The sequence below is a fragment of the Roseateles sp. genome, from assembly GCF_047654805.1.
In the GTDB taxonomy this organism is placed as follows: Bacteria; Pseudomonadota; Gammaproteobacteria; order Burkholderiales; family Burkholderiaceae_C; genus Pelomonas.
Map to the genome: position 1 here is coordinate 3,348,937 of NZ_JASGIV010000001.1, position 26,306 is coordinate 3,375,242.

The window sequence follows — 26,306 nt, forward strand, 5'->3', positions numbered from 1 at the left end:
TTCCCCATGGCCATGATTTCCCTGCGCCGGCTGCTAGACCACGCCGCCGAGCACCGCTACGGCGTGCCCGCCTTCAACGTCAACAACCTGGAGCAGATCCAGGCCATCATGCAGGCCGCGCAGAAGACCGACAGCCCGGTCATCCTGCAGGCCTCGGCCGGCGCGCGCAAGTACGCCGGCGAGCCCTTCCTGCGCAAGATGGTGGAGGCCGCGGCCGAGATGTACCCCGAGCTGCCCATCGTGCTGCACCAGGACCACGGTGCCAGCCCCGCAGTGTGCATGCAGTCCATACGCTCCGGCTTCACCAGCGTGATGATGGACGGCTCGCTGAGGGAGGATGCCAAGACGCCGGCGAGCTACGACTACAACGTCGACGTCACACGTCGCGTCGTCGAGATCGCCCATGCGGTGGGCGTGTCCGTGGAAGGCGAACTGGGCTGCCTGGGCTCGCTGGAGTCCGGCACCGCCGGCGAGGAGGACGGCGTGGGCGCCGAAGGCATGCTGACGCACGAGCAGATGCTGACCGACCCCGAGCAGGCCGCCGACTTCGTCGCGAAGACGGGCGTGGACGCGCTGGCCATCGCCATCGGCACCTCGCACGGCGCCTACAAGTTCAGCCGCAAGCCCACGGGCGACATCCTCGCCATCGATCGCATCAAGCAGATCCATGCACGCATCCCCAACACCCATCTCGTCATGCACGGGTCCTCGTCCGTGCCGCAGGAGTGGCTGGCCGTCATCCGCGAGCACGGCGGCGACATCAAGGAGACCTACGGCGTGCCGGTGGAGGAGATCCAGGAGGGCATCCGCCACGGCGTGCGCAAGATCAACATCGACACCGACATCCGCCTAGCCATGACTGGCGCGATGCGGCGCGCGATGGCGCACAAGCCTGACGAGTTCGACCCGCGGCGCTTCCTGAGCGCGGCGCTGGTCGCGGCCCGCGACCTGTGCGCCGACCGCTTCGAGGCGTTCGGATGCGCCGGCATGGCGTCCAGGCTGCAGGGCCGCCAGGCCGCCCGTTGAGCCTCGCGCCGGGGCCGAACCACGCCCCCCCGACCCGGCGCCTGGCTCAGTACTCGTCCCGCTCCGCGCCGACGTAGCCGGGCGCCAGATTCTCGAACTTGGTGTGCATGCGCTGGAACGCGAGCTTCACCGTGCCCACCGGGCCATTACGCTGTTTCGCAATAATGATCTCGGCAACACCGGGCTCTTTGCACTCATCCTTCGTGTAGTACTCGTCCCGGTAGATGAACATGATGATGTCCGCGTCCTGCTCGATGGCGCCGGACTCGCGCAGGTCGGACATCATGGGCCGCTTGTCGGGCCGCTGCTCCACCGAGCGGTTCAGCTGCGACAGCGCGATGACGGGGCAGCGCAGCTCCTTGGCCAGCGCCTTCAGGCCCCGCGAGATCTCGCCCAGCACGGTCGCGCGGTTCTCCTCGCTGCCGCCGCCGTTGCCGCTCATCAGCTGCAGGTAGTCGATGACGATCAACCCAAGCTGGCCGCTGATGCGCGCCTGCCGCCGCGCGCGGGCGCGCACCTCACTGGGCGAGAGGCCGGGGCTTTCGTCGATGTAGATGGCGGCCTTGCCGAGCTTGTCGACGGCCTCGGACAGGCGGCTCCATTCGTCGTCCTTGAGCTGGCCGGTGCGCAGGTGGCTCTGGTCGATGCGGCCGATGGAGCCCACCATCCGCAGCGCCAGCTGCGCAGCGCCCATTTCCATCGAGTAGATGACGACGGGCAGGCCCTCGTTGATGGCCACGTTCTCGGCGATGTTGACCGCAAACGCGGTCTTGCCCATGGAGGGGCGCGCGGCCAGCACGATGAGATCGCCAGGCTGCAGGCCGGCCGTCTGCTTGTCGAGGTCGTAGAAGCCGGTGCGCACGCCGGTCACGTCCTGATGCCCGGCTTCGGCCAGTTCGTTGACGCGGTCGATCAGCGCGATGACCAGCCGGTCCATGCTCTGGAAGCCCTGCTGGCTGCGCGAGCCTTCCTCGCCGATCTTGAAGATCTTGCCCTCGGCCTCGTCCAGGATCTGCGTGACGGCCTTGCCCTGCGGGTTCATCGCGGCGGTGGCAATCTCGTCGGAGGTAGCCACCAGCTTGCGCAGGATGGCGCGCTCGCGGACGATCTCGGCGTAGCGGCGCAGGTTGGCAGCGCTGGGCACGCTCTGCGCCAGCGCGTTCAGGTAGGCCAGGCCGCCGCACTCCTCGGCACGGCCCAGCGAGGTCAGCTCGTCGAAGACGGTCACCACGTCGGCCGGCTTGCCGGCGTTGACGAGTTTGCCGATGGCCGCGAACACATGCTTGTGCTCGAAGCGGTAGAAGTCGCTCTCGGTCAGCAGGTCGGCAGCCTTGTCCCAGGCCGAGTTGTCAATCAGCAGGCCGCCGAGCACGCTCTGCTCAGCCTCGACCGAGTGCGGTGGCACGCGTAGCCGCGCGACCTCGTCGTCTTGCGATGCGGCGGAAGAGGAGGCGGGAAAGATCGCGGACATGCCTGTGGATAAAGCTGTGAACGGACTGGGAGCAACCGGTGGGCGGCGCGGGAAAACTCGGGCCGGAAAAACCGAAGGCCGAAACCCGGAGGGTATCGGCCTTCTTTCGATGTTGCGGTGACTCGGTGCCAGCGCACATCAGGGGAAGCGAGCTTCCCGTTTTTGCTTACTCGGCTTCCGGAACCACGTGGACGGTGATCTCGACGACCACGTCCGTGTGGGCCACGACGTTCACCGGGAACTCGCCGACGGTCTTCAGCGGACCGTTGGGCAGGCGCACTTGCGACTTGGCGATGGCCGAACCCGCCTTGGTCAGCGCGTCGGCCACGTCGGCGTTGGTGACGGAGCCGAACAGGCGGCCGTCCACACCGGCCTTCTGGGCGATGCGCACGGTTTTGCCGGCGATAGCTTCACCCAGCTTCTGGGCTTCGGCCAGCTTGGCTGCGGCGGCCTTTTCGAGTTCGGCGCGCTTGGCTTCAAATTCCTTGATCGCGGCTTCGGTCGCACGGCGGGCGGCCTTGGTCGGGATCAGGAAATTGCGGGCATAACCGTCCTTGACCTTGACGACGTCGCCGAGGTTGCCAAGGTTGGCCACTTTTTCGAGCAGGATCACTTGCATGTCGTCAGCTCCTTAGACCTTGTGCTGGTCGCTGTACGGCAGCAGGGCCAGAAAGCGCGCGCGCTTGATGGCAACCGTCAGCTGACGCTGGAAGAAGGCGCGCGTGCCGGTCAGGCGAGCGGGCGTGATCTTGCCGTTTTCGGCGACAAAGTCGCGCAGCGTGTCGATGTCCTTGTAGTCGATCTGCTCGACACCGGCGACGGTGAAGCGGCAGAAACGCTTGCGGCGGAACAGCAGCGACTGTTGGTTGCGCTTGGGCTTCTTGTCCTTGGAGAAGCGACCTTTACCACGGGGCGGGGGCATAGTGGACCTCTGTTAAATCTATCCGGATTCAAAAACTTCCAGGTTCCGCGGCTGCGGGCTCTATCACGGTGACGTGGGCGATGAAGCCCCGACCGTTGCGCTGGTGGGTCAGGAAGCCGCGGAAGACCGCATGGCCACCAACTCCCAGCGCCTGCAATTGCTTGGCCACTTCGCCCACCGCCACCGCCTTGATCTCCAGGGAGACCTTGCGCGGCTTGCCGGCTTCGATGACTTCGGACTCGGCCTTCAGGCTTGCGTCCAGGGCCATCAGCCCGGCGGGGGTGTAGCGAACTTGTCCGAGTTGCTGGATCTGTGCCTGCAGGTGAAGCTGGTTCACGCGAAAGGCACGCTGCTCGAGAAACCTGGTTCTTTAGCGATGACCTGTGCTCAGGCCGCTTCTTGCTGCGGCGCCTTGCGGGCTTCTTCGCGCTCGACGGCCTTCATCATGACCGAGGGGGTCGTGATGGCCTTGTCCTGGACCACGGTGAGGTGGCGCAGCACGGCGTCGTTGAAGCGGAAGCCGGTCTCGAGCTCAGCCAGGACTTCCTTGCTGCACTCGATGTTCAGGCACAGGTAGTGGGCCTTGGCGAGCTTCTGGATCAGGTAAGCCATCTGGCGACGGCCCCAGTCCTCGACCCGGTGCACGACACCGCCACCGGCGGTGATCAGGCCCTTGTAGCGCTCCAGCATGGCCGGAACCTGTTCGCTTTGATCCGGATGGATCAGCAGAACGATTTCGTAGTGACGCATGTGTACTCCTTGTGGATTCCAGCCCGGCAGGGTTGCCGTGCTGTGGAAGCCGCGCCACGGCGTCGACACGTGGTTGCGGCAAGGGGGAACCTGGGATTCTAGCCTGGGAAGGACGATCTGCCAAATCCGGGCGGTCTCAGGGCTGCTGGGGGCTGCGCAGTGCGTCGACGAAGTCGCGCTGCCGCGGGCTAGGCGCCGCCGTCATCAGGCTGACCATCACCAACGCCAGCACCCCGGCCGGCACGCCGAACAGGCCGGCCGCGGCCGGCTGTATGCCCCAGATCGTCGAGGCCGGCCCCGGCAGGCCGCTCAAGGCCCTGAGCCCTGGGTGGGCCATCGCGAGGTAGATCAGGCAGACGCCCAACCCGGTCAGCATGCCGGCCAGAGCACCGGCGCGGTTGGCCCGGCGCCAGAACACCCCGGCCACCAGGGCCGGGAAGAAGGTGGAGCCCGAGATGGAGAAGGCGGCAGTGACGACGGCCAGGATGTCGGCCGGTCGACTGGACGCAATCGCCGCGGCCGCCAGGGCCGCGGCCAGCAGCAGGGCCTTGGACAGCGTCACCCGCCGCGTGCGCGAGGCCTCCGGGTTGATGGCCTTGTAGTAGCAGTCGTGGGAGAGAGCGCTGGAGATGGCCAGCAGCAGCCCGTCGGCCGTGGACAGCGCGGCCGCCAGCCCACCGGCGGCGACCATGCCGGAGATGACGTAGGGCAGCCCGCCCAGTTCCGGCATCACCAGCATCACCAGATCAGGATGCAGGCGCAGTTCGCCCAGCTGCAGCCGGCCGTCGCCGTTCAGGTCAACAGCAGACAGCAGCGCCGGATCGACCCGCTGCCACTGGCGTATCCAGGCTGGCAACTGGTCAAAGGCCGTGCCGACCAAGCCATTGAAAACCTCGGTCTTGACCATCACCGCCAGGGCAGGTGCCGTCAGGTAGAGCAGGCAGATGAAGACCAGCGACCACGCGACCGACTCGCGCGCCGCGGCCACGGACGGGGTCGTGTAGTAGCGCGTCAGCAGATGTGGCAGGCCAGCCGTGCCCACCATCAGGCACAGGGCCAGCGCGATGAAGTTGCGCCGGGCCTCGCTGGCTTGCTCGCGTTCGGCCGGGCCGCCATCGGGGTTGCCGGCGAACGGCTGGGTGTGCGACACCAGGCCCGACAGCGGCTGGGCCTGCTGGGCTTCGCTCGCCTGCTCGCGCCGCCAGCGCTCCTCGGCCTCGGCGGAGGTGCGCGGCAAGGACGCACGCTGCTTCTCTGCGACCTGGATCTGGGCCAGCGGCGCGTTCGCCGCCTTCAGCGCGGCCACGCTCGCGGCCGCCCTCGCCTGCTCGTCGGCCAGCGCCTTGGGCACGTCAGCCAGGCGCGCCGTCGCGGCATCGGCACGCTGCTGGTGAATGGCACGCACCTGCAGCTCGCCTGGGTCGTAGATCAGCTCGCGCTCGCGCTCGGCCAGTTGATGTAGTTGCTGGCCATAGACCAGTTGGGGCAGCGGCCAGCCCGTCTGCTTCACGCTCAGCCAGATGACCGGAACCAGATAGGCCAGGATCATGATGATGTACTGGGCAACCTGCGTCCACGTGACCGCTCGCATGCCGCCGAGGAAGGAGCAGACCAGCACGCCGCCCAGGCCAACGAAGACGCCGACCTCGAAACCCAGGCCCGTGAGCCGCGTCGTGATGAGGCCGACGCCGTACAGCTGCGCGACCAGGTACACGAAAGACACGAGGATGGCTGCCGACGCTCCGACGAGACGCAGGAGGCGGCTCTCGAAGCGCTCGGCAAGGAAGTCGGCCAGCGTGAACTGGCCGAAGCGGCGCAGATAGGGTGCGATGCACAGCGCCACGAGGCAGAAGCCGCCCGTCCAGCCCAGCACATAGGCTAGGCCGGCGTAGCCGCTCACATACAGTGTGCCGGCCAGGCCGATGAAACTGGCCGCGCTCATCCAGTCGGCACTGGCGGCCATGCCGTTATAGAGCGGCGGCACGCGGCGGCCGGCGACGAAATACTCGGCCGGGTCCGTCGTGCGGCAGAGGATGCCGATGACGGCGTAGACGAGCACCGTCGCGCCGAGAAAGGAGTAGCCGATCCAGACCTTGGGTAGGCCACGCTGTTCGGCCAGGCCAAGGGCGATCACGAAGGCGATGAAGCTCAGCGCGAACAGGACGTAGCGGCGATGGAGATGACGGGCAGGCACGGCCGCGATCATGGCAACAAAAAGCCCGGATCCCCCTGCGGAGAACCCGGGCCGATCAGCAAGGACGCCGGTCTACTTGGCAGCCAGACGCTGCCAGGTGTCGATGACGGTGTCGGGGTTCAGCGAGATGGACACGATGCCCTCCTCGGCCAGCCACTCGGCAAAGTCCGGATGGTCGCTGGGGCCCTGGCCGCAGATGCCGATGTACTTGCCGGTGGCGCGGCAGGCACGGATGGCCCGCGAGATCATGGCCTTGACGGCCGGGTCGCGCTCATCGAAGTCGCCGGCCAGCTGCTCCAGGCCGGAATCGCGGTCCAGGCCCAGCGTCAGCTGCGTCAGGTCGTTGGAGCCGATGGACATGCCATCGAAATGCTCGAGGAACTGCTCAGCCAGGATGGCATTGCTGGGCACCTCGCACATCATGATCAGGCGCAGGCCGTCGGTGCCGCCGGCCGCAGCGCGCTTCAGGCCCCTCTCGGCCAGCATGGCGACAACCTTCTCGGCCTGCCTCACGGTTCGCACGAAGGGCACCATGATCTCGACGTTGGTCAGGCCCATATCCTTGCGCACGCGCTTCAGCGCCTCGCACTCCATCGCAAAGGCGTCCTGGAACTCCCCGCTGATGTAGCGCGATGCACCGCGGAAACCCAGCATGGGGTTCTCTTCGTCCGGCTCGTAGCGGGTACCGCCGATGAGCTTGCGGTACTCGTTGCTCTTGAAGTCCGATAGGCGAACGATGACCGGCCGCGGGTAGAAGGCGGCGGCGATGGTCGCGATGCCCTCGGCCAGCTTGTCCACATAGAAGGCGCGCGGGGAGGCGTGGCCGCGCGCCACCGACTCGACGGCCTTCTTCAGCTCGGCGTCGATGTTGGGATAGTCCAGGATGGCCTTGGGATGGACGCCGATGTTGTTGTTGATGATGAACTCCAGCCGGGCCAGGCCCACGCCGCCGGAAGGCATCTGCGCGAAGTTGAAGGCCAACTGCGGGTTGCCGACGTTCATCATGATCTTGATGGGGCAGTACGGCAGCTCGCCGCGGTGCACCTCGCTGACCTCGGTCTCCAGCAGGCCGTCATAGATGTAGCCGGTGTCGCCTTCCGAGCAGGCCACCGTGACCAGTTGCCCGTCCTTGAGCTTGTCCGTCGCGTCGCCACAGCCCACCACGGCCGGGATGCCCAGCTCGCGGGCGATGATGGCGGCGTGGCAGGTGCGACCGCCACGGTTCGTGACGATGGCACTGGCGCGCTTCATGACCGGCTCCCAGTTCGGGTCGGTCATGTCGGTGACGAGCACATCCCCCGGCTGCACGCGCTCCATCTCGGCGACGCTATCGACCAAGCGCACGGGGCCGGTGCCGATCTTCTGGCCGATCGCGCGGCCCTCGGCCAGCACGGCGCTATGCGCCTTGAGCTTGTAGTGGTGCTCAACCTGGCCGGCCTGCTGGCTCTTCACCGTCTCCGGGCGGGCCTGCAGGATGTAGAGCTTGCCGTCCTCGCCATCACGCCCCCACTCAATGTCCATCGCGCGGCCGTAGTGCTGCTCGATGATCAGCGCGTACTGCGCCAGTTCCGTGACCTCGGCGTCGTTCAGCGAGTAGCGGTTGCGGTGTTCGGGCAGCGTATCCACCGTCTTCACCAGCTTGCCGCTGGCGGCCTTTTCCTCGGGCGACGCGAACTCCATGCGGATCAGCTTGGAGCCCAGGTTGCGACGGATGATTGCCAGCTTGCCGGCCTTCAGCGCGGGCTTGTGCACGTAGAACTCGTCTGGGTTCACGGCACCCTGTACCACCGTCTCGCCCAGTCCGTAGCTGGACGTGATGAAAACTGCGTCTGGGAAGCCGCTCTCGGTGTCGATAGTGAACATGACGCCGGCCGAGCCAAGGTCGGAACGCACCATGCGCTGCACACCCGCCGACAGCGCCACGTCGCCATGAGCAAAGCCCTTGTGAACACGGTAGCTAATGGCACGGTCGTTATAGAGCGAGGCAAACACCTCGCGCATCTTGTGCAGCACCTCTTCGATGCCATGCACGTTCAGGAAGGTCTCCTGCTGGCCAGCGAATGAGGCGTCGGGCAGGTCCTCGGCCGTGGCGGACGAACGCACGGCGAAGGACACGCCGGGGTTGTCGGCAGTCAACCGCGCGAAAGCCTGGCGCACGCCGGCTTCCAAGTCAGCCGGGAAGGGCTGGCTCTCGATCCAGCTGCGGATCTCCGCGCCGGCCTCGGCCAGCGCGCGGACATCGTCGGTGTTGAGCGTGGCTAGACGCGCCGCGATGCGCGCATCCAGGCCCTCGTGCTTGAGGAACTGTCGGAAGGCATGTGCCGTGGTGGCGAAACCTCCGGGGACGCGCACGCCGCTTGCAGCGAGCTGCGAGATCATTTCGCCGAGGCTGGCGTTCTTGCCGCCAACTGCCTCGACATCGGTCATCCTCAGGTTCTCAAACGGTACGACCAGGGCGGTCGCCTCGAACAGGGTGGACATGAAAAAACTCCGGGAGGTTGAAAAACCGGTGCCGTCGCATCGTCCGGGCCCAATGCCGAGCTCGTGGGCTCAAGGCAGGCGCAGCTCCATCCATTTCTGAATTCTTCTTGGAGGGCGGGAGCGCGCATGAGGGCTGATCGCGAGGAATTGGGACGGATTCTAGGGGCTGCGTACCGGCGTGTAACCGTCCGCTGTGCACAATTACCCGGGTGATTACCGAACCCGCTCCCGAAGTCAATAGGCATTTCCTGGACCACGTGATTCAAACGGCCGAGGCGCGGCCGGTCGAGGCGATCGAAGACATCGTCAGCCAGAGCGGCATCAAGCTACTCGCCAAGGGCTCCCAGGTCGATGAGAGGGTGCGAGAGCGCCTACTGATGCACAAGCTGCAGAAGCCGCTGGAGGACTGCATCCGGATCACCGAGGGCGTGATGCCAGGAAGCTTCGGCCCCATCGGCGAGGCACTGTTCGAGCAGTACCCCCTGCTCAAGGCCATCTGCGCCCACGACCTCTACCCCGCAGCGCCGACGACGCTGGCCACGCTCAAGCTCAGCAACCCGGTGCAGTCGCTGCTCACGGTCTACGCCGAGTACCAGGGCGACCGCCTCAAGCACACGGTGGGTGTCGCCATGCTGACATTGGCGCTGTCGCGCCGCCTGTTGCCCGGAGAGCCCGATCGCCACCGTATGCTGGCGCTGGCCGGCCTGCTGCATGACATCGGCGAGCTCTACATAGAGCCTCAGTACATGCGCCCCGGCACCCCGCTGGGGCCGCAGGAATGGCGACACGTTGCCTCGCACCCCGTCATCGGCGAACGCGTGCTGCGCAACATGCCCGGCGCCGGCAGGGAGGTAGCCAGTGCCGTACTCCACCACCACGAGCGGCTTGACGGCTTCGGCTACCCCAGGGGCGTGCAGGGCGCCGACCTGCCCCTGAATGGCCAGATCCTCGCCGCCGCCGAATGGCTGATGGCCCTGATCGAGAACAGCGGGACGCCGCTGACGCGTGCCAGCGTGGCCACCAAGCTCATCCCTGGCGAGTTCAGCCGCGAACTCACCGAAGCCATCACGCTTGCTGCGCAGGCCGACGCGCCGGCCGCTGAGGCGGTCGTCGATCCGGTGCCGCTGGAGTCGGCCATTCCGCGCGTCGTCGCCATCGTCGCCACGCTGGAACGCTTCCGCGAGACCCGCCCCTGGATCGACGAGCGCATCGCCGTGGCACCTCCCAGCCAGCGCGCCGTCCTCGAGGCAGCCCTGCAACGCCTGCAACGCATCCGGACGGCCTTCTCCAGCACCGGCCTGGACGCCCATGAGCCCGACGCCCTCGTCACCGCGCTGGCCGAGCAGCGCGACGCCGATTTGCAGGTCGAGCTGATGACGGTCGTCGGCGAGCTCGAATGGCGACTGCGTGAACTGGAGCGCGAGTCCCTGCTGCGGGCCGGCATGCTGCCTGACCAGGATGGTGCCGTCATGCGCGAGTTGCTGGCCAGGCTCAAGGCCGAGGCCTGAGCCCCCCTGCTGGCTATCATGGCAACGCCCCCAGAACCGACCGGAGTCGCTGCCATGAACGCCAGAACCGTCTACTTCGTCTCCGACGGCACGGGCATCACCGCCGAGACCTTCGGCAACTCCATCCTCGCGCAGTTCTCCATCAAGGCCCGCCACGTGCGTCGGCCCTTCATCGACTCTGCCGACAAGGCCCATGCCGTCGTCGCCGAGATCAACGAGGCCGGCGAAAAAGAAGGTCAGCGGCCTATCGTCTTCGCCACCCTCGTCGACCGCGATGTGCTCAAGGTCGTGCGAGAGCACTGCCAGGGCCGGGTGATGGACATGTTCGGCACCTTCATCGAGCCGCTGGAAGACGAGTTCGGCATCAAGAGCAATCACCGCGTCGGCCGCTTCTCCGACGTGGCCGAGAGCCAGGAGTACCACGACCGCATCGAGGCCATCAACTTCTCTCTCGCTCACGACGATGGTCAGTCGTCCAAGAATCTCGACACGGCCGACGTCATACTGGTCGGTGTATCGCGTTGTGGCAAGACGCCCACATCGCTCTACCTGGCAATGCAACATGGCATCAAGGCAGCCAACTACCCACTGATCCCCGAGGATTTCGAGCGCCGCAAGCTGCCGGCACCGCTGTTGCCGCACAAGCGCAAGTGCTTTGGCCTGACCATCGACCCCGAGCGCCTGGCCTCCATTCGCAACGAGCGCCGTCCTGGCAGCAAGTACGCCGACACGCTGAACTGCCGCTACGAGGTCAACGAGGCGGAGGCCATGATGAAGCGCGAGGGTATCGCCTGGCTGTCGTCCACGCACAAGTCCATCGAAGAGATCGCGACCACCATCCTGCGCGACATCCGGCCGGACCGCCTGATGTACTGAAGCAGGCCCAATGCCCGCTTCCGCACTCGCCCTGGTCCTTGCCGCCGCCCTCCTTCACGCCGTCTGGAACCTCGCCGCCAAGAAATGGGGCGGAGGTACGCACTTTGTCTTCAGCTGCGCCCTCGGCGTGGTCGTGCTGTGGCTGCCCGCCGTGCTGTGGGTGGGGCTGGACGAGTTGCCGCGCTGGTCGATGCTGGCCTGGGGCTTCGTGGCGGCCAGCGCCGTAGTCCACCTGGCCTATTTCAACTGCCTGATCGCCGGATATCGGGCCAGCGACCTGACCGTGGTCTACCCGGTCGCTCGCGGTAGCGGACCTCTACTGTCGGCGCTGGCCGCCGTCACGCTGCTCGACGAACACCTGGGCGTCCACGGCGCGCTGGGTCTGGCGGGCGTCGTCGGAGGTATCTTGCTGATCACCATGGGTCCGCGACTCATCGGCCGCGACATGGCTCATGACGCCGAGGCCGCGCGGCGACGCCGCATGGGCGTCTGGTGGGGCGCCGCCACCGGCGCGCTGATCGCCGGCTACACGCTGCTGGATGGCTATGCCGTCAAGATGCTGGCCGTGTCGCCGCTGATGCTGGACTACTTCGGCAACGTCCTGCGAGTGCCGCTGCAGTTGCCCACGCTGCTGCGGCAGCCGCACAGCTTCTGGCCCGAACTCCGCAGGTCCTGGCGCGGCGTGCTCGCCGTCGCGGGCCTGGGGCCGCTGGCCTACATCCTCGTGCTGATGGCCATACGCGAAGCGCCACTATCGCGCGTAGCACCGGCGCGTGAGGTGTCCATGCTGTTCGCGGCCCTGCTGGGCGGCCAGCTTCTGGGTGAAGGCGAGCGCGGCTGGCGGCTGGCGGGCGCCGCGTTGATCGGTATCGGGGTCGTCTCGCTGGCTCTCTGAGCACAGAGCCTCAAGGAACCGGTGCCGTGCCCTCGCTGGTCGCTGCCTGCGCCAGCGCGCGCTCGAAAGCGTTGCGGCCCGGCGTGTCGACGAAGACGCAGCGCTTCTGATGACGCTTGCAGTGGTCCTTCACGCGCCAATAGGCATCGTGGCTGATGCAGCCGGTCTGGCAAATGACGAGATCGGCCGCTGCAAGCTGCGGCTCCAGCTGCGCAGGCCGGTGCTCGCTGCCGCCGTCGTGGTGCAGGAACTGTGCACCACAGCCCTCCACCGCCTGGCGGTACTGCGGCACACTGCCACCACGCCCACCGACGCAGAGCACAACGCGGTTCAGCAGCGTCGCGGCCTCGACGGCCTCGGCCTCCTCCAGTGGTGCAGGCAACTCCAAACGGGGTGCTGCCGCCACCACGGGCGCTCGCGCCACGAGCCGATTCACCTCGCGCTGCAGCGCCTGATTGCGCTCCACCTGTTCGGCAAGACGTTCGCGCAGCGCCTCGCGTTCCGGCAGGTCGGGGCGGGCGGCCTGAAGTTGCTGAAGCTGCTCCTGCGCCTGGGCCAACTGGGTCTGCAGGCCGATGTACTGAGCACGCTGCTGCATGCGCTCCTGCTCCCAGGCCTGCTGCTCTCGGGTGCGCTCCGCGCTCCAGGCAGTCACCCGCCGCTGCACCTCGGCATAGTCGCGTGCGAGCGCCTGGTGCTCCGCGACCAGGTCGCGATGGCGGGCCAGGTCCACACGCTGCGCGGCGCCCAGTTGGTGCTGCAGCATGTGCACCTGGCCCAGCACGCGCATCTCCAACCATTCGTCGCAACGGGCATGCGTCAGCGTCGCCCACAACGCCCCGGCAATGGCCTCGCCGTGCACCGCACGCGCGCGCCACCAGGCCATCAGGTCGTCGCGGCACTTTGCTTGGGCGGCACTGCGCACGTCCAGCGTGAAGCGCTGCTCCAGGTCCTTCTGCAAGGCCTCCGCCACCGCATTGCGCCGTGCGGCAGCTGTGACGAGGCTGCAGTGCAGCGTGTAGTCGTCCTCGTCGCCCTGCAGCACGAGCAGCTTCTTGGCTAGCACGCGCACACGCTCCAGCGGCACGCAGACGCCGACGACGGGGCAATGCGCATGGCTGCCCAGTTCCCACAGACGACGACGGCGCGAGCCGGTGGTGGGCGGCACAGCCGCACGAGCGGCGCAACAGGCTTCAGCCATTTGATGAGGTCTCCAAGACAATGCGGACGGGGAACTTCACCCAGCTGCCGATGGGCTGCGCGCCGCGCTGGACCGGACGGATGGGATGGCGACGGGCCCGCACGTCGACGCCGTCTTGTGCGACGAGCGCAAGCACAGACCGGTTCGACGCCGTTGACCCGACGCGCGGAGCATGCTTGGCAGGGGCGCAACGACAGTCTTCAGCACGGGAACTCCGGTAGGAGGCGCGGGCTGGCGACGGCTGGCTTGCGCGAGGTATCGAAACGCGGGAACTACTTGGTCAGGATCAGCTTGCCCTGCGATGTGACACGCAGGCGGTAGACCTGCTGTTGGTGGTCGATGAACAGCTCACCGCCGTGGCCAAGCAGCGTGGCACTGTCGATGCGGCGCTGGCCGGCTTCCATGGTGGATACAGCGGCACGCGCGGGCTGTTTGGCCGCGAGCATCGATGGCGGCTTGGGCGTGGAGTCATCGAACATGCACCTACTGTAATGAGAATCATTCTCGATTGCAAGCGATGGCTATCAGCTGATGTGCGCGGGGCCGCAGCCCGCCCTGAAGGGCACATGCATGCACGCGTATCCGAGCCCAAGGGGGCTGCACCCAGCGCGCAGGCCCTCCCACGGCCTGCTACCGAAGAGGCGACTCAGGCCCTTTGGCGTTCGCTCTCGTAAAGGCAGATGGCCGCCGCCGCCGCCACGTTCAGCGACTCCTCGCCGCCCGGCTGCGGAATGCCGACTGTCAGAGCACAGCGCGCCATCAGCTCCGCCGACACGCCCCGGCCCTCATGGCCCATGACCCAGGCGCAGGGTGACGGCAGCTTGATGCGATGCAGCACATGTTCGGTATGAGAGCTGGTGGCGATCAGCGGCACCACCAGGGTGGAAAGGTCTTCGGCCCCCAGGCCTTCAACGAGACTCAAGCCGAAATGCGCCCCCTGGCCCGCGCGCAGCACCTTGGGCGACCAAAGCGCCGCCGTGCCCTTCAGCGCCAGCACCTGACGCACGCCGAAGGCGGCCGCGCTGCGCAGGATGGCGCCCACATTCCCCGCGTCCTGCAGCCGGTCCAGCACGACACTGGCTGCATTGGGGGTCAGGGTGGATGCCGCAGGCAGCATGAGTTCCGCGCCGATCTGCGCTGGAGATTCCAGACCGCTCAGCCCTTTGAACAGACCGGCCGGCACGACGAGGACGCGCGGCGCGGATTCCACCAGCGCGGCCAGCGTCGCTTCCTGCATCGCGGCCTCGGTCAGCACGACCAGCGCAGGTCGCCAGCCGCGCTGCAGCGCCGCACGCAGCAGATGGTCGCCCTCGATCCATACACTGCCTGTCTTTCGGTACCCGCCGGGCTCGGTGGCGAGCTTGCGCAGCCGCACAAGGGCCGGGTTGTCGCGGGAGGTGACGTGCAGGATCTGGGCACTCATCTGAGGTTCTCCCGCACCGGCGAGAACGAGCGCCTGTGCCAGGGGCTGGCGCCATGCTCGCGCAGCGCGGCCAGGTGTTCCGGTGTGCCGTAGCCCTTGTGCGTGGCAAAGCCATATTGCGGATGGCTTGCGTGCATCTGCTCGCAAAACAGGTCGCGCGCGACCTTGGCCAGGATGCTGGCAGCCGAGATGGCTTGCACGGTGGCGTCGCCCTTCACGATGGCCTCGGCTGGCACAGCCAGTACCGGCAGGCGGTTGCCGTCGACGCGCACGAGGGCCGGCTTGAGGCGCAGGCCGTTCACGGCACGTTGCATGGCCAACATGGTGGCCTGCAGGATGTTGATGCGGTCGATCTCCTCGGTCGTCGCCTGAGCGATGCAGCAGCACAGTGCCTTGGCGCGGATCTCGTCGTACAGGCGTGCACGCCGGGCCGCTGTCAGCACCTTGGAGTCGGCCAGGCCGGCGATGGGCTGCAAGTCATCGAGGATGACGGCCGCCGCGAAGACGGGCCCTGCCAGCGGCCCGCGGCCAGCCTCGTCCACGCCAGCGACGAGGCCGGGTGGCGTCCAGTCCAAGGCGCCCTGCTCAGGCGCCGATAAGCGTCGCAATGGCATCGCTGGCGCGCCGTGCGGTGTCCTGCCGCAACAGCTCGTGAAGTTGGATGAATCGCTCATGCAGGACCGCACGGCGTGGCGCGTCGGCCAGCAAGCCCTCGGCCTCTCGAGCAAGATTCTCGGGCGTACAGTCCTGCTGGATCAACTCGGGAACGAGGAAGTCGCGTGCCAGGATGTTGGGCAGGCTGACCCACGGCAGCAGGCCTCGACCCTTCATGCGCCACCAGTTCAGTGCGTTCATTCGGTAGGCAACGACCATGGGGCGCTTGAACAGCGCCGCCTCGAGCGTGGCCGTGCCGCTGGCCACCAACGTCAGGTCGCAGGCTGCCAGCGCCGCGTGGGACTGTCCGTCGACGAGCTGAATGTCCACGCCGCCCAGCAGAGGCTCCACCAGGGCGCGCAAGCCTGGCACGATGGGGATCACGAAGCGGCGGCCCGGCCTGGCCAGCAGCCGGGCCGCGCCGATGAGCGCCGGCGCGATGTAGTTGATCTCGCTCCTGCGGCTGCCGGGCAACAGCGCGATGACGGTATCGTCCTCCGGCAGCATCAGCGCCGCACGGGCCGCAACGCGCGGCACCTCCATGGGGATGGCGTCTGCGAGCGGATGGCCGACGTAGGTCGCGCCGATGTCGGCCTGGCGCAGGATCTCGGGCTCGAACGGGAACAGGCACAGCACATGGTCGGCCGCTGCCTTGATCTTCACGATGCGCTCGGGACGCCAGGCCCAGATGGACGGGCAGACGAAGTGAACCGTCTTGATGCCGGCCTCGCGCAGCCGGGTCTCCAGGCCGAAATTGAAGTCGGGCGCATCCACGCCGATGAAAACGTCGGGGCGGCTCGAGATGAGTCGCGTGCCGAGCTGCCGACGGATGGACAGCAGCTCGCGCAGGTTCATCAGCGCGTCCACGTAGCCGAAGATGGACAACTTGCTGTGCGGCCACCAAGTCTCGAAGCCCTGGGCAATCATCTTGGGCCCGCCTATGCCCTGGGACGTCAGCCCGGGCCAGCGCGCACGCAAGCCCTGGAGCAGCAGGCTGGCCAGCAGATCGCCGCTGGCCTCGCCGGCCACGAATCCGAAGCGTGGCGCGGATCCAGTCATTCAGCTCAGCGAACGATGCCGCGAGTAGACGCTGCGAGGAACGACAGCATGTTGTCGATGTCGCCATCGGCGGCACCACCGTCCGCGCCGCGCAGCGCCGCGATGGCGGCCTTGGCCTCGTCCAGCGTGTGGCCGCTTCGGTAGAGCAGCTTGTAGATCTGACGGATGACGGCGATGCGCTCGGCGCTGAAGTCGCGGCGCTTCAAGCCCACGACGTTGACGGCACGCGCGGCCAACGGATTGCCGTCCACCGTCATGAAGGGCGGCACGTCCTGTGCCACGTGGGCCTGGAAGCCGATCATCGCGTGGTCGCCGATGCGCATGCGCTGCAGGATGCCAGTGAGACCACCGATGGTGACCCAGTCCCCCACCTGCACATGGCCGGCCAGCGTCGCATTGTTGGCCAGCACGCATTCATTGCCGATGACGACGTCGTGGGCCAGATGGCAGTAGGCCATGATCCAGTTGTCGTTGCCGACCGTCGTCTCGCCGCGATCCTGCACCGTGCCCACATTCAGCGTGCAGAACTCGCGGATGGTGTTGCGGTCGCCGATGACCAGCGTGGTGGGTTCGCCAGCGTACTTCTTGTCCTGGTTGGCAGCGCCGATGGAGCTGAACTGGAAAAAGGTGTTGTCGCGCCCGATGGAGGTGTGCCCCTCGATGACGACATGCGGGCCGACCTTGGTGCCGGCGCCGATCTTCACGTGCGGGCCGATCAGCGTGTAGGCGCCGACCTCGACGCTGCTGTCCAGCTGCGCGCCGGGATCGACGATGGCGGTGGGATGGATGGCCATCTGCAGCGCGGGGTCAGGCCTCGATGCGGCGCATCGTGCACATCAGTTCGGCTTCGGCGGCCACCTGGTCACCCACCAGGGCCTTTGCCGCGAACTTGTATATACCGGCCTTGGCGCGGCCCAGCGTCACCTCCAGCACGAGCTGGTCGCCCGGTTCCACCGGACGCTTGAAGCGCGCCCCATCAATGCCGGCGAAATAGACCACCGACTTCTCGTCCAGCACCATGTCCATGCTGCGAAGGGCCAGCAGCGTCGCAGCCTGGGCCATAGCTTCCAGGATCAGCACGCCGGGCATCACCGGTCGGTGCGGGAAGTGGCCGAGGAAGAAGGGCTCGTTGATGGAGACGTTCTTGATGGCGCGGATACGCTCGCCCTTCACAAGCTCCACCACGCGATCCACCAGCAGGATGGGATAGCGATGCGGCAGGCGCGTCAGGATTTCATGGATGTCCATCGTGATCGGGGTCGTCGTCTCAGTCATTTCTTTTCCAGGTCGCGCACGCGTTCACGCAGGGTCGAGAGCTGGCGCAGCGTGGCCGCGTTCTTTTGCCAGCTCGAATTCTCTTCGAAGGGATAGGGGCCGCTGTAGACACCCGGCGCGCTGATGCTGCGTGTCACAGTCGTCGCAGCCGAGATATGCACGCCGTCCACGATGGTCAGGTGGCCAATGATGTTGGCGGCCCCGCCGATGGTGCAGTTGGCGCCGATGCGGGTCGAGCCCGCCACCGCCGCACAGCCGGCCATGGCCGTGTTGCGGCCGATGTGCACGTTGTGCGCGATCTGGATCAGATTGTCGAGCTTGACACCGTCCTCAATGACGGTGTCGCTCAGTGCGCCCCTGTCGATGCAGGTGTTGGCGCCGATCTCGACGTCGTCGCCGATGCTGACGTTGCCCAACTGCTCGATCTTCACGTAGCCGGTCTTGCTCGGTGCAAAGCCGAAGCCGTCGGCGCCGATGACGACGCCGCTGTGCACGATGCCACGCGCGCCGATGCGACAGCCGTGGCCGAGCACGACGCGGGCGCTAAGCCGCGTGTGCTCACCCACCACCGCGCCACGCTCGACGACGGTGTGCGCGCCGATGCGCGCATGATCGCCGACGGTGGCGCCGGCCTCGACGACGGCCAGCGGACCGATCGCCACGCCCTGTCCCAGTTGTGCATCCGGCGACACGATGGCGCTCGGATGCACGCCGACCTCGACTAGCGGGCGCATGCGCGCTGCCCACCACTGCGTGAGGCGGGCAAAGTACAGGTAGGGGTCGGGCGTGACGATTGCTGCGCCACGAGCCGCTGCCACGTCCGCCAGCGCAGGCGCGACGATGACACAGGCGGCCGCCGTCGTGGCCAACTGCGCCTGGTAGCGGGGATTGGCCAGGAAGCTGATGCTATGCGCACCCGCTTCGTCCAGGGGCGCGATGCCGGCGATGCGGATATCGGCGCCACCAAGCAAATCGCCGCCCAAGGCGGCGATCAGTTCGGAGAGCGCGACAGGAGTCGAGCTCATGGGGAGCCCGGCTTACTTCTGCGCGTTCAGCGCGTCGATCACCTTCTTGGTGATGTCCACGCGGGCGCTGAAGTGGATGGCGTCCTGCAGGATCAGATCGTACTTCTCGGCGTCGAAGATCTGCTTGATCACGCGGTTGGCCTTCTCGACCACGGCGGACAGTTCTTCGTTCTTGCGCTGAGTCAGATCTTCCTGCCATTCGCGGCGCTTGCGCTGCAGGTCGCGTTCCTGCTCGACCACGTCGCGTTGGCGGCGGTTGCGCTCGTTCTCGGACAGCGTGGGCGCGTCCTTCTCGAGCTTCTCGGCGGCGCCGCGCAGCTTGGTTTCCAGATCGCGCAGGTCCTTCTCGCGCTTGCCGAACTCGGCCTCCAGCTTGGCCTGTGCGGTCTTGGCCAGGTTGGCCTCACGCAGCACGCGCTCGCTGTTGACGTAGCCGATCTTCAGTTCCTGGGCTTGCACGGCCGAAACGGCCACCATCATCGAAGCGGCCAGAGCCACCGATTGCAAGAGCTTGCTCATCATCAGAATGCAGTCCCGATCTGGAATTGGAATTTCTCGATTCTATCCGTGCGTTCCTTGCGGATAGGTTTGCCATAACTCAAGCGCAGCGGCCCCATGGGCGAGATCCACGAAAGGCCGATGCCGGCCGACACGCGGACAGTGTCAAAACTGACCTTCTCGGCCAAACCCGAGCCCCAAACGTTACCGGCATCCATGAAGCCGAAAATGCGGAAGCTCTTGTCGTTACCGCTGCCCGGCACCGGCAGGTAGAGCTCGGCATTGGTGTTGAAACGCTTGCTGCCACCGCTGTAGGAGCCGGTCACGTCCACGGGGCCCAGTGAGCCTGCTTCGAAGACCCGCACCGAACCAAGGCCGCCACCGTAGAAGTTCTTGAAGATCGGGTAGGGCTTGCCGCCCAGGCCCACACCCCATCCCAGCTCGCTGTTAATGCCCAGCGTGATCTTGTTGGTGATCTCGAAGTACTGCTGGTATTGCAGGTTGATACGGGCGTACTGGGCATCACCAAATGGACTGGCCTCGATGTTGACGCGCTGATAGCGGCCCTTCATCGGCGTGATGACGCTGTCGCGGCTGTCACGCTGCCAGCCGATGGTCAGCGGCACGGAATTGCTGCGTTGACCGAACTGGTTGGCGAACAGGAAGTAGCTGTTGGGCAGGCCCTTGGACGTCGTGATGTTGGTCTGCTCGTAGCCGATGCCGAAGAAGACCGTGTCCACTTCGGAGAAGGGCACGCCGAACCGGATCGCGCCACCCTTGGTGACGTATTGGTACTCCTCGCCCAGCGTGTTGATAGGCTTGGTGGTGCGGTAGAACAGGTCAATGGCGCGCGACACGCCGTCAACCGTGAAGTACGGGTCCACGGTGCTGATCTGCAGCTGGCGACCGGTACTGGCCGTCGCCACATCGATGCCAAGGTAGTTACCGGAGCCGAAGACGTTGTCCTGGCGGATGGAGCCGGTGAAGGAGAGCTTGGTCTGGCTGGAGTAGCCAGCACCAACGGTGATGGCACCGGTTGGACGTTCGACAACGGTCAGGATCACGTCGACCTGGTCCTGGGCACCCGGCACCTCCTGGGTGTCGATATTGACTTCCTTGTCCTTGAAGTAGCCCAGACGTTCGACACGGTCACGCGAGGCCTTGATCTTCTGGCCGTCGTACCAGGCCGCCTCGAACTGGCGGAACTCGCGGCGGATGACCTCGTCGCGCGTGCGCGAATTGCCGGACACGATGACCTTGCGCACGTAGACGCGGCGCTGCGGCTCGGCAACGAACGTGACGACGACCTGGCCGGTCTCGCGATTGATCTCGGGCTTGCTGTCGACGCGGGCGAAGGCATAGCCGTAGGTGCCGAACAGGTCGCTGAAGGCCCGCGTGGTCGTCGCGACGGCCTCGCCCTGATAGGCCTGGCCGGGCTTGAGGTAAACCAGGTGCTTGAAGTCTTCCTCGCGACCCAGGTAATCGCCCTCGAGCTTGATGCCGGTCACCGTGTAGGGCTGGCCTTCGCTGACGGTGATGGCGATGCTGATGCTCTGCTTGTCCGGAGAGATGGTCACCTGCGTGGAGGTGACGTTGAACTCGAGGTAGCCGCGGTTCAGGTAGTAGCTGCGGATGGTTTCCAGGTCCGCGTTCAGCTTTGCGCGCGAGTAGCGGTCGGTCTTGGTGTACCAGGTCAGCCAGCCGGTCGTCGTCTGCTCCAGCAGGCCCAGCAGCGTGCTCTCAGAGAACACCTTGGAGCCAAGGATGCGGATCTCCGCAATCTTGGCCGGCTCGCCCTCGGTCACGTTGAAGCTGACGTTGACGCGGTTGCGCTCGATAGGGGTGATGGTCGTCGTTACCTCGGCGCCATAGAGGCTGCGCGTGAGGTACTGACGCTTGAGCTCCTGCTCAGCACGGTCGGCCAGCGCCTTGTCGAAGGGTTTGCCTTCGCCGATGCCGACGTCCTTCAGCGACTTGGACAGCGCCTCGGTGTCGAATTCCTTCAGGCCGACGAAGTTGACGTTGGCGATGATGGGGCGCTCGTCGATGATGACGACGACGGCGCTGCCATCGATGCTGATGCGCACGTCCTTGAACAGCCCGGTGGCGAACAGCGCGCGCAGCGCGGCGGCGCCCTTTTCATCGTTGTAGGTGTCGCCGATGCGGAAAGGCAGCGACGCGAACACGGTACCAGGGTCGGTGCGCTGCAGGCCTTCGACGCGGATGTCCTTCAGGACAAAGGGGTCGACCGCCCAGGCTGCGCCCGACTGGAACATCCCCACGAGAGCCAAAGCCAGGAGTGAGGGGCGATGCTTCGCTCCCGAACTGAAAGAAAAGGACATGGGGAACGGAGAGTTTCAGTGCCAGCCCGCGAAACGGGCGACGTCGTTGGAAAGGGCCAAGGCCATCATCAGCATCAGGATCAGCGCACCAGCGCGCTGCAGTTGCCGTTGCCACCATTCGGAGACGGGGCGGCCACTCAGACCCTCGAAAAGATGATACATGAGGTGCCCGCCGTCGAGCATAGGCAGCGGCAGCAGGTTCAGCACCGCGAGGCTAAGTGAGATCTTGGCGAGGAAATCGAGATAGGGCGCGAGGCCCGCCTGGGCCGACTGGCCGGCGTAGTCAGCGATGGTCAGCGGCCCGCTGAGGTTCTTGACCGAGGCTTCGCCGATCAGCATGCGGCCCAGCAGCCGCACCGTCGTGGCGGCCATGTCCCAGCTCTGCTCGACACCACGCCACAGGCCGTCGAACAGGCCGTAGCTGACAAACACACGCTCGGGCGCCGCACCGATACCGATCTCGAGCCTTGCCACACGCTGTCCGGCGTCATCGACCAGACGCGGCGTGGCCTCCAGCTCGACGATCTGGCCGCCACGGTCGACGCGCCAGGCCATGGTGTGTGGGTGCTCGCCGTCGTGTGCGCGGCGGATGGCGTCACGCAAGTAGCCGGCGTCGGGCACGGCCTGGCCATCGATGGACAGCACGCGGTCACCCGCCTGCAGGCCGGCCGCCGCACCCGCGCCGCCGGTGCCGACCTGGCGGATCAACGGCTCCGTCATCGGCGCCAGGCCGATGTCGTTGAACAGCCGGGCATCGGGCGCCCGACCAGCCAATCGTTCTGTCTCCAGGTGGACGCTGCGCGAGCCATGTCCCTGGGCGCCCGTGACCGACAGATGAAGCGACTCACCCAGCGCCTGAGCGCGCACGATGGCGGACTGCAGCTCTGGCAGGGAGGCCACGTCCTGCCACTGCTGGCCGTCGGGAGACACGGCACGCACCCAGTCGCCGGCATGCAGGCCGGCGCGCTCGGCCAGGGAGCCAGCAGGCGGCGTGCCGAGCACGGCCTTGGGCACTTCGCTGCCCAGCCAGGCTACGGCGGCGAACAACACCACGGCCAGCACCCAGTTGGCCGCCGGGCCCGCTGCGACGATGGCCGCACGCTGGCGCAACGGGCGCTGATTGAAGGCCTGCTCGCGCTCATGCGGCGAGACGATGCCGTCACGCTCGTCGAGCATGCGCACGTAGCCCCCCAGCGGCAGCGCACTCAGCGTGAACTCGGTACCGTCACGGCCGACACGACGCCACAGCACGCGGCCAAAGCCGATGGAGAAGCGCAGCACCTTCACCCCGCAGGCGCGCGCGACGCGGTAGTGTCCCCATTCATGGACCGCGATCAGCAGGGCAAGCGCGGCGAGGAAGGCGATGAGCGTGGTCACGGCAGTCGGGCAGCCAGTTTCAGGGCGTGCTCGCGGGCACGCGCGTCGAGATCCAGCAGCGCCTCGATGCTGCCGCAGTCTCCAGGCTGAACGTCGGCCAGACACTGCGAGTTGACCGCATGGATGCGATCGAAGCGCAGGCGACCACTCAAGAAGGCATCGACGGCGATCTCGTTGGCCGCGTTCAACACCGTGGTGCTGCCCTCGGGGGCTTTGAGCGCCTGCCAGGACAGGTGCAACCCAGGGAAGCGCCCGGCGTCGGCCTCCTCGAACGTGAGGCTGGGCGTGGTCAGCAGATCGAGTCGGCTGGCACCCGAGGTGATGCGCTCGGGGAAGGACAGGCCGTAGGCAATGGGCACCCGCATGTCCGGCGTGCCGAGCTGGGCCAGCACCGACTGGTCACGACAGACCACCATCGAGTGGATGATGCTCTGCGGATGGATGATGACCTTGATCTGGTCTGGCGTCAGGTTGAACAGCCAGCGCGCCTCGATGACCTCCAGCGCCTTGTTCATCATCGTGGCCGAGTCCACCGAGATCTTGCGGCCCATCACCCAGTTGGGATGAGCGCAAGCCTGGTCTGGCGTCACGTCGGCCAACGTCCCGGGATCTCGGCTGCGAAAGGGACCGCCCGAGGCCGTCAGCACGATGTGGTCGATACGATCATGCCACGTGGCCCGATGCTCGGGCAGGCACTGGAAGATGGCTGAATGCTCGCTGTCAATGGGCAGCAGCGTGGCCCCCCCCTCCTCCACCGCATGCATGAACAGCGCGCCACCGACGACGATGGCTTCCTTGTTGGCCAGCAAGAGGCGCTTGCCGGCCCGGGCCGCAGCGATGGCCGGCGCCAGGCCGGCGGCACCGACGATGGCCGCCATGACGGTGTCGATGTCCGGGTGCGCAGAGATGTCGGCCAGCGCCTGCGCGCCGTCAAGCACCTCTGTGGCACTGCCTGCCTCACGCAGCAGTGTGCGCAGCCTGGCGGCAGCCTCGCGCCCGGGCATGACGGCAAATCGGGGCCGCCAGTGCAGGCACTGGGCCAGCAGTTCGTCGACGCGGCTCATCGCGCTCAACGCAACGACTTCATACCTCTCCGGGTGGCGAGAGATGACATCCAGCGTGTTGACGCCGATGGAGCCGGTGGAGCCCAGCACGCAGACGCGTTGGCGGCGGTTCATAGACTGATCAGGGCAAGGGCCAGTGGAAAGACCGGCAGCAGCGCGTCGATGCGGTCCAGCACGCCGCCGTGACCGGGCAGCAGGCCGCTGCTGTCCTTGGCACCGACAGCGCGCTTGACGAGGGACTCGAACAGGTCGCCGACGACGCTCATCGCGGCCAGGAAGACCAGTGCCAGCAGGGACACCCACCCGTGACGCTGTACAAGCAGCGTGTAGAGGCTGGGGGAATCCACAGGCAGCCTCACATCGATGACATGCACCCACGCGAAGCCCAGCAGGATGACGCCGGCCAGGCCGCTCCAGACGCCCTCCCAGCTCTTGCCTGGGCTGATGGCCGGCGCGAGCTTGCGCTTGCCGAAGGCGCGACCACCGAAGTAGGCGGCAATGTCCGCCATCCAAACTAGGCAGAACACCGACAAGATGAAGTTGATGCCATGCACCTTGGCCTGCGCAATGGCCAGCCAGGCCCCCCACAGCAGCAGGGCACCCAAGGCCAGCCGGACACCGCGCGCAACGCGCGGCCAGCCGGCCGGGCCCGCGCGCAACGCGAAGGCGCCGCCCAGTACCCAGACCAGGCTGGCCAACGACCAGATCCAGACTGGTGGCGCATTCAGGCCGCCGATCAGCAGCGTCCAGACGCAAGCCAGCGCCAGCGCAACGCCGGCCGCGATCGCACCGGAGCCGGGTAGACCATTGAGCCTCGCCCACTCCCAACCAGCCGCACCCATCATGGCGACGGTCACCCAAGCAAAGGGCCAGGGCGATGATTGGAAGAGCACCGGCAACAGGATCGCCAGCAACACGATGGCGGTGATGACTCGGGTTCTGAGCATGGGGGACCCCGTCAGGCCGCAGCCGATTCCTTGACGCCACCGAAGCGGCGGTCGCGCTCGTGGAAAGCCGCGATGGCCGCATCGAGCTCGCGGTCACCGAACTCCGGCCACAGGCAGTCCGAGAACACGAACTCGGTGTAGGCCGCCTGCCAGAGCAGGAAGTTGCTGATGCGCACCTCGCCTCCAGTGCGGATGAAGAGGTCGGGGTCTGGCGCATAGCTCATGGCCATGAACTCAGACAGCCTGGCCTCGGTCAGCTCGTGCGCCGGCACACCGGCTTCGATGGCCTTGCGGCATGCCTGCACGATGTCCCAGCGGCCGCCGTAGTTGAAGGCGACGTTGAGCGTCAGCTTGCTGTTGTGCGCCGTCGTGGTCTCAGCCTCGTTCCAGGCATTGCGCAGCTTATCGGACACAGCATCGCGATCACCGACGATGCGGATGCGCACGCCCATCGCGCCCATCTTGGCGAGGTAACGGCTGACGGCGGCCAACACCAGGCCCATCAAGCCAGAGACTTCGTCGCTGGGGCGCTTCCAGTTCTCGCTGGAGAAGGCGAAGACAGTCAGGTGCTCGATGTCGCGGGCGATACAGGCCTGCACGACCTTGACCAGCGTGTCCACACCCGCCTTGTGGCCGAAGAAGCGCGGCAGGAAGCGCTTCTTGGCCCAGCGGCCGTTGCCATCCATGACGATGGCGACATGGCGCGGAGGCGCCGGACGGTCTTGCGTCACTTCAGGCCGCGCGCTCAAACCGCCAGGATCTCGGCTTCCTTGGCCGAGATCAGTTTGTCGATCTCGGAGATCACGCGGTCGGTGAGCTTCTGCACTTCGTCCAGGCTGCGGCGCTCGTCGTCCTCGCCGATTTCCTTATCCTTCAACAGCTTCTTTGCCTGTTCGTTGGCGTCGCGGCGCAGGTTGCGCACGGCCACCTTGGCATCCTCGCCGGCGTTGCGCACGACCTTGGTCAGGTCCTTGCGCCGCTCCTCAGTCAGCGGCGGCATCGGCACGCGGATCAAGTCACCCTGGCTCGCGGGGTTCAGGCCAAGGTCGCTCTCGCGGATGGCCTTCTCAATCTTGGCGCCCATGCCCTTTTCCCAGGGCTGGACGGAGATGGTGCGGGCATCCAGCAGTGTCACATTGGCCACCTGCGAGATGGGCACCATGGAGCCGTAGTAGTCGACGCTGACCTGATCGAGGATGCCAGGGTGGGCGCGACCGGTGCGAATCTTGTGCAGTTCGCCCTTCAGCGACTCGACGGACTTGGCCATCTTGGCTTCGGCGTTCTTCTTGATGTCTGCAGTGCTCATGATCTCTGTCGT

Annotated in this window: 26 protein-coding genes; 4 read left to right on the forward strand and 22 right to left on the reverse strand. The window is 66.5% G+C overall.

Annotation, left to right across the window (positions count from 1 at the left end; translation table 11 throughout):
• Nucleotides 1–6 precede the first annotated feature (6 nt).
• Complete coding sequence (gene fba, locus QM732_RS15110; protein ID WP_415656941.1) at nucleotides 7–1,026, forward strand: class II fructose-bisphosphate aldolase; 1,020 nt, start codon at nucleotides 7–9, stop codon at nucleotides 1,024–1,026.
• A 46-nt stretch (nucleotides 1,027–1,072) separates the two neighbouring features.
• On the opposite strand, the gene dnaB is transcribed toward fba, so the two are convergent.
• The 7 genes from dnaB to ppsA form a co-directional block, all read right to left on the reverse strand.
• Nucleotides 1,073–2,497: a replicative DNA helicase gene (gene dnaB, locus QM732_RS15115; protein WP_415656942.1), complete on the reverse strand. Its 1,425-nt coding sequence runs from the start codon at nucleotides 2,495–2,497 to the stop codon at nucleotides 1,073–1,075.
• A gap of 166 nt (nucleotides 2,498–2,663) precedes the next feature.
• Nucleotides 2,664–3,116: a 50S ribosomal protein L9 gene (rplI, locus tag QM732_RS15120; protein ID WP_415656943.1), complete on the reverse strand. Its 453-nt coding sequence runs from the start codon at nucleotides 3,114–3,116 to the stop codon at nucleotides 2,664–2,666.
• A 12-nt stretch (nucleotides 3,117–3,128) separates the two neighbouring features.
• Complete coding sequence (gene rpsR / locus QM732_RS15125) at nucleotides 3,129–3,419, reverse strand: 30S ribosomal protein S18 (protein ID WP_415656944.1); 291 nt, start codon at nucleotides 3,417–3,419, stop codon at nucleotides 3,129–3,131.
• A 28-nt stretch (nucleotides 3,420–3,447) separates the two neighbouring features.
• A complete protein-coding gene (gene priB, locus QM732_RS15130; protein WP_415656945.1) occupies nucleotides 3,448–3,756 on the reverse strand; it encodes a primosomal replication protein N in 309 nt (102 codons plus the stop codon).
• A 50-nt stretch (nucleotides 3,757–3,806) separates the two neighbouring features.
• Entirely contained in the window at nucleotides 3,807–4,169 is a 363-nt protein-coding gene (rpsF, locus tag QM732_RS15135; protein ID WP_088481805.1) for a 30S ribosomal protein S6, read from the reverse strand.
• Between the two features lie 136 nt (nucleotides 4,170–4,305).
• Nucleotides 4,306–6,363, reverse strand: coding sequence for a sodium:solute symporter family protein (locus tag QM732_RS15140; RefSeq protein WP_415656946.1), 2,058 nt, complete (start codon nucleotides 6,361–6,363; stop codon nucleotides 4,306–4,308).
• Nucleotides 6,364–6,435: 72 nt separating this feature from the next.
• Nucleotides 6,436–8,844: a phosphoenolpyruvate synthase gene (gene ppsA / locus QM732_RS15145; protein WP_415656947.1), complete on the reverse strand. Its 2,409-nt coding sequence runs from the start codon at nucleotides 8,842–8,844 to the stop codon at nucleotides 6,436–6,438.
• Nucleotides 8,845–9,053: 209 nt separating this feature from the next.
• Here ppsA and QM732_RS15150 point away from each other — a divergent pair, with 209 nt between their 5' ends.
• The 3 genes from QM732_RS15150 to QM732_RS15160 are packed head-to-tail and all read left to right on the forward strand — an operon-like array spanning nucleotide 9,054 to nucleotide 12,123.
• Nucleotides 9,054–10,352: an HD-GYP domain-containing protein gene (locus QM732_RS15150; protein WP_415656948.1), complete on the forward strand. Its 1,299-nt coding sequence runs from the start codon at nucleotides 9,054–9,056 to the stop codon at nucleotides 10,350–10,352.
• 54 nt (nucleotides 10,353–10,406) lie between these two features.
• On the forward strand, nucleotides 10,407–11,228 hold the full coding sequence (locus QM732_RS15155) for a pyruvate, water dikinase regulatory protein (protein ID WP_415656949.1): 822 nt from the start codon (nucleotides 10,407–10,409) through the stop codon (nucleotides 11,226–11,228).
• A 10-nt stretch (nucleotides 11,229–11,238) separates the two neighbouring features.
• Nucleotides 11,239–12,123: an EamA family transporter gene (locus QM732_RS15160; protein ID WP_415656950.1), complete on the forward strand. Its 885-nt coding sequence runs from the start codon at nucleotides 11,239–11,241 to the stop codon at nucleotides 12,121–12,123.
• 10 nt (nucleotides 12,124–12,133) lie between these two features.
• Here QM732_RS15160 and QM732_RS15165 read toward each other — a convergent pair whose 3' ends face one another.
• From QM732_RS15165 to frr, 15 genes are all read right to left on the reverse strand, one after another.
• Entirely contained in the window at nucleotides 12,134–13,324 is a 1,191-nt protein-coding gene (locus tag QM732_RS15165) for a DUF2325 domain-containing protein (protein WP_415656951.1), read from the reverse strand.
• 272 nt (nucleotides 13,325–13,596) lie between these two features.
• Complete coding sequence (gene hemP, locus QM732_RS15170) at nucleotides 13,597–13,803, reverse strand: hemin uptake protein HemP (protein WP_415656952.1); 207 nt, start codon at nucleotides 13,801–13,803, stop codon at nucleotides 13,597–13,599.
• Nucleotides 13,804–13,970: 167 nt separating this feature from the next.
• Nucleotides 13,971–14,747, reverse strand: coding sequence for a TrmH family RNA methyltransferase (locus tag QM732_RS15175; RefSeq protein ID WP_415656953.1), 777 nt, complete (start codon nucleotides 14,745–14,747; stop codon nucleotides 13,971–13,973).
• Entirely contained in the window at nucleotides 14,744–15,361 is a 618-nt protein-coding gene (gene rnhB / locus QM732_RS15180) for a ribonuclease HII (RefSeq protein WP_415656954.1), read from the reverse strand. The genes QM732_RS15175 and rnhB overlap by 4 nt, the downstream gene beginning before the upstream one ends.
• A complete protein-coding gene (gene lpxB / locus QM732_RS15185) occupies nucleotides 15,333–16,460 on the reverse strand; it encodes a lipid-A-disaccharide synthase (RefSeq protein ID WP_415656955.1) in 1,128 nt (375 codons plus the stop codon). The genes rnhB and lpxB overlap by 29 nt, the downstream gene beginning before the upstream one ends.
• A gap of 5 nt (nucleotides 16,461–16,465) precedes the next feature.
• A complete protein-coding gene (lpxA, locus tag QM732_RS15190; protein ID WP_415656956.1) occupies nucleotides 16,466–17,254 on the reverse strand; it encodes an acyl-ACP--UDP-N-acetylglucosamine O-acyltransferase in 789 nt (262 codons plus the stop codon).
• A 13-nt stretch (nucleotides 17,255–17,267) separates the two neighbouring features.
• Nucleotides 17,268–17,735 (reverse strand): 3-hydroxyacyl-ACP dehydratase FabZ, encoded by a 468-nt coding sequence (fabZ, locus tag QM732_RS15195; RefSeq protein ID WP_415656957.1) that lies wholly within the window; start codon nucleotides 17,733–17,735, stop codon nucleotides 17,268–17,270.
• Nucleotides 17,732–18,760, reverse strand: a complete 1,029-nt coding sequence (gene lpxD / locus QM732_RS15200; RefSeq protein WP_415656958.1) for a UDP-3-O-(3-hydroxymyristoyl)glucosamine N-acyltransferase — start codon at nucleotides 18,758–18,760, stop codon at nucleotides 17,732–17,734. The genes fabZ and lpxD overlap by 4 nt, the downstream gene beginning before the upstream one ends.
• 12 nt (nucleotides 18,761–18,772) lie before the next feature.
• The gene (locus tag QM732_RS15205) at nucleotides 18,773–19,282 is read right to left on the reverse strand and encodes an OmpH family outer membrane protein (protein WP_331178391.1); all 510 of its coding nucleotides are present in this window, start codon (nucleotides 19,280–19,282) and stop codon (nucleotides 18,773–18,775) included.
• Nucleotides 19,282–21,534: an outer membrane protein assembly factor BamA gene (bamA, locus tag QM732_RS15210; RefSeq protein WP_415656959.1), complete on the reverse strand. Its 2,253-nt coding sequence runs from the start codon at nucleotides 21,532–21,534 to the stop codon at nucleotides 19,282–19,284. Before bamA ends, QM732_RS15205 begins: the two co-directional genes overlap by 1 nt.
• Before the next feature lie 81 nt (nucleotides 21,535–21,615).
• Nucleotides 21,616–22,977: an RIP metalloprotease RseP gene (rseP, locus tag QM732_RS15215; RefSeq protein WP_415656960.1), complete on the reverse strand. Its 1,362-nt coding sequence runs from the start codon at nucleotides 22,975–22,977 to the stop codon at nucleotides 21,616–21,618.
• Nucleotides 22,974–24,155 carry a 1-deoxy-D-xylulose-5-phosphate reductoisomerase gene (ispC, locus tag QM732_RS15220; RefSeq protein WP_415656961.1) on the reverse strand — a complete coding sequence of 394 codons (1,182 nt, stop codon included), beginning with the start codon at nucleotides 24,153–24,155 and terminating at the stop codon, nucleotides 22,974–22,976. Before ispC ends, rseP begins: the two co-directional genes overlap by 4 nt.
• Nucleotides 24,152–24,988, reverse strand: a complete 837-nt coding sequence (locus QM732_RS15225) for a phosphatidate cytidylyltransferase (RefSeq protein WP_415656962.1) — start codon at nucleotides 24,986–24,988, stop codon at nucleotides 24,152–24,154. The genes ispC and QM732_RS15225 overlap by 4 nt, the downstream gene beginning before the upstream one ends.
• An 11-nt stretch (nucleotides 24,989–24,999) precedes the next feature.
• Nucleotides 25,000–25,719, reverse strand: a complete 720-nt coding sequence (gene uppS / locus QM732_RS15230; protein ID WP_415656963.1) for a polyprenyl diphosphate synthase — start codon at nucleotides 25,717–25,719, stop codon at nucleotides 25,000–25,002.
• A gap of 14 nt (nucleotides 25,720–25,733) precedes the next feature.
• A complete protein-coding gene (gene frr, locus QM732_RS15235) occupies nucleotides 25,734–26,294 on the reverse strand; it encodes a ribosome recycling factor (RefSeq protein WP_415656964.1) in 561 nt (186 codons plus the stop codon).
• Nucleotides 26,295–26,306: the final 12 nt, after the last annotated feature.

What these genes read in the sequence shown, in the direction of transcription:
- fba (WP_415656941.1), top strand. Translation starts at nt 7, where the DNA reads ATGGCCATGATTTCCCTGCGCCGGCTGCTAGACCACGCCGCCGAGCAC.
- dnaB (WP_415656942.1), bottom strand. Translation starts at nt 2,497, where the DNA reads ATGTCCGCGATCTTTCCCGCCTCCTCTTCCGCCGCATCGCAAGACGAC.
- rplI (WP_415656943.1), bottom strand. Translation starts at nt 3,116, where the DNA reads ATGCAAGTGATCCTGCTCGAAAAAGTGGCCAACCTTGGCAACCTCGGC.
- rpsR (WP_415656944.1), bottom strand. Translation starts at nt 3,419, where the DNA reads ATGCCCCCGCCCCGTGGTAAAGGTCGCTTCTCCAAGGACAAGAAGCCC.
- rpsF (WP_088481805.1), bottom strand. Translation starts at nt 4,169, where the DNA reads ATGCGTCACTACGAAATCGTTCTGCTGATCCATCCGGATCAAAGCGAA.
- ppsA (WP_415656947.1), bottom strand. Translation starts at nt 8,844, where the DNA reads ATGTCCACCCTGTTCGAGGCGACCGCCCTGGTCGTACCGTTTGAGAAC.
- QM732_RS15155 (WP_415656949.1), top strand. Translation starts at nt 10,407, where the DNA reads ATGAACGCCAGAACCGTCTACTTCGTCTCCGACGGCACGGGCATCACC.
- QM732_RS15160 (WP_415656950.1), top strand. Translation starts at nt 11,239, where the DNA reads ATGCCCGCTTCCGCACTCGCCCTGGTCCTTGCCGCCGCCCTCCTTCAC.
- QM732_RS15165 (WP_415656951.1), bottom strand. Translation starts at nt 13,324, where the DNA reads ATGGCTGAAGCCTGTTGCGCCGCTCGTGCGGCTGTGCCGCCCACCACC.
- hemP (WP_415656952.1), bottom strand. Translation starts at nt 13,803, where the DNA reads ATGTTCGATGACTCCACGCCCAAGCCGCCATCGATGCTCGCGGCCAAA.
- QM732_RS15175 (WP_415656953.1), bottom strand. Translation starts at nt 14,747, where the DNA reads ATGAGTGCCCAGATCCTGCACGTCACCTCCCGCGACAACCCGGCCCTT.
- rnhB (WP_415656954.1), bottom strand. Translation starts at nt 15,361, where the DNA reads ATGCCATTGCGACGCTTATCGGCGCCTGAGCAGGGCGCCTTGGACTGG.
- lpxB (WP_415656955.1), bottom strand. Translation starts at nt 16,460, where the DNA reads ATGACTGGATCCGCGCCACGCTTCGGATTCGTGGCCGGCGAGGCCAGC.
- lpxA (WP_415656956.1), bottom strand. Translation starts at nt 17,254, where the DNA reads ATGGCCATCCATCCCACCGCCATCGTCGATCCCGGCGCGCAGCTGGAC.
- fabZ (WP_415656957.1), bottom strand. Translation starts at nt 17,735, where the DNA reads ATGACTGAGACGACGACCCCGATCACGATGGACATCCATGAAATCCTG.
- lpxD (WP_415656958.1), bottom strand. Translation starts at nt 18,760, where the DNA reads ATGAGCTCGACTCCTGTCGCGCTCTCCGAACTGATCGCCGCCTTGGGC.
- QM732_RS15205 (WP_331178391.1), bottom strand. Translation starts at nt 19,282, where the DNA reads ATGATGAGCAAGCTCTTGCAATCGGTGGCTCTGGCCGCTTCGATGATG.
- bamA (WP_415656959.1), bottom strand. Translation starts at nt 21,534, where the DNA reads ATGTTCCAGTCGGGCGCAGCCTGGGCGGTCGACCCCTTTGTCCTGAAG.
- ispC (WP_415656961.1), bottom strand. Translation starts at nt 24,155, where the DNA reads ATGAACCGCCGCCAACGCGTCTGCGTGCTGGGCTCCACCGGCTCCATC.
- QM732_RS15225 (WP_415656962.1), bottom strand. Translation starts at nt 24,988, where the DNA reads ATGCTCAGAACCCGAGTCATCACCGCCATCGTGTTGCTGGCGATCCTG.
- frr (WP_415656964.1), bottom strand. Translation starts at nt 26,294, where the DNA reads ATGAGCACTGCAGACATCAAGAAGAACGCCGAAGCCAAGATGGCCAAG.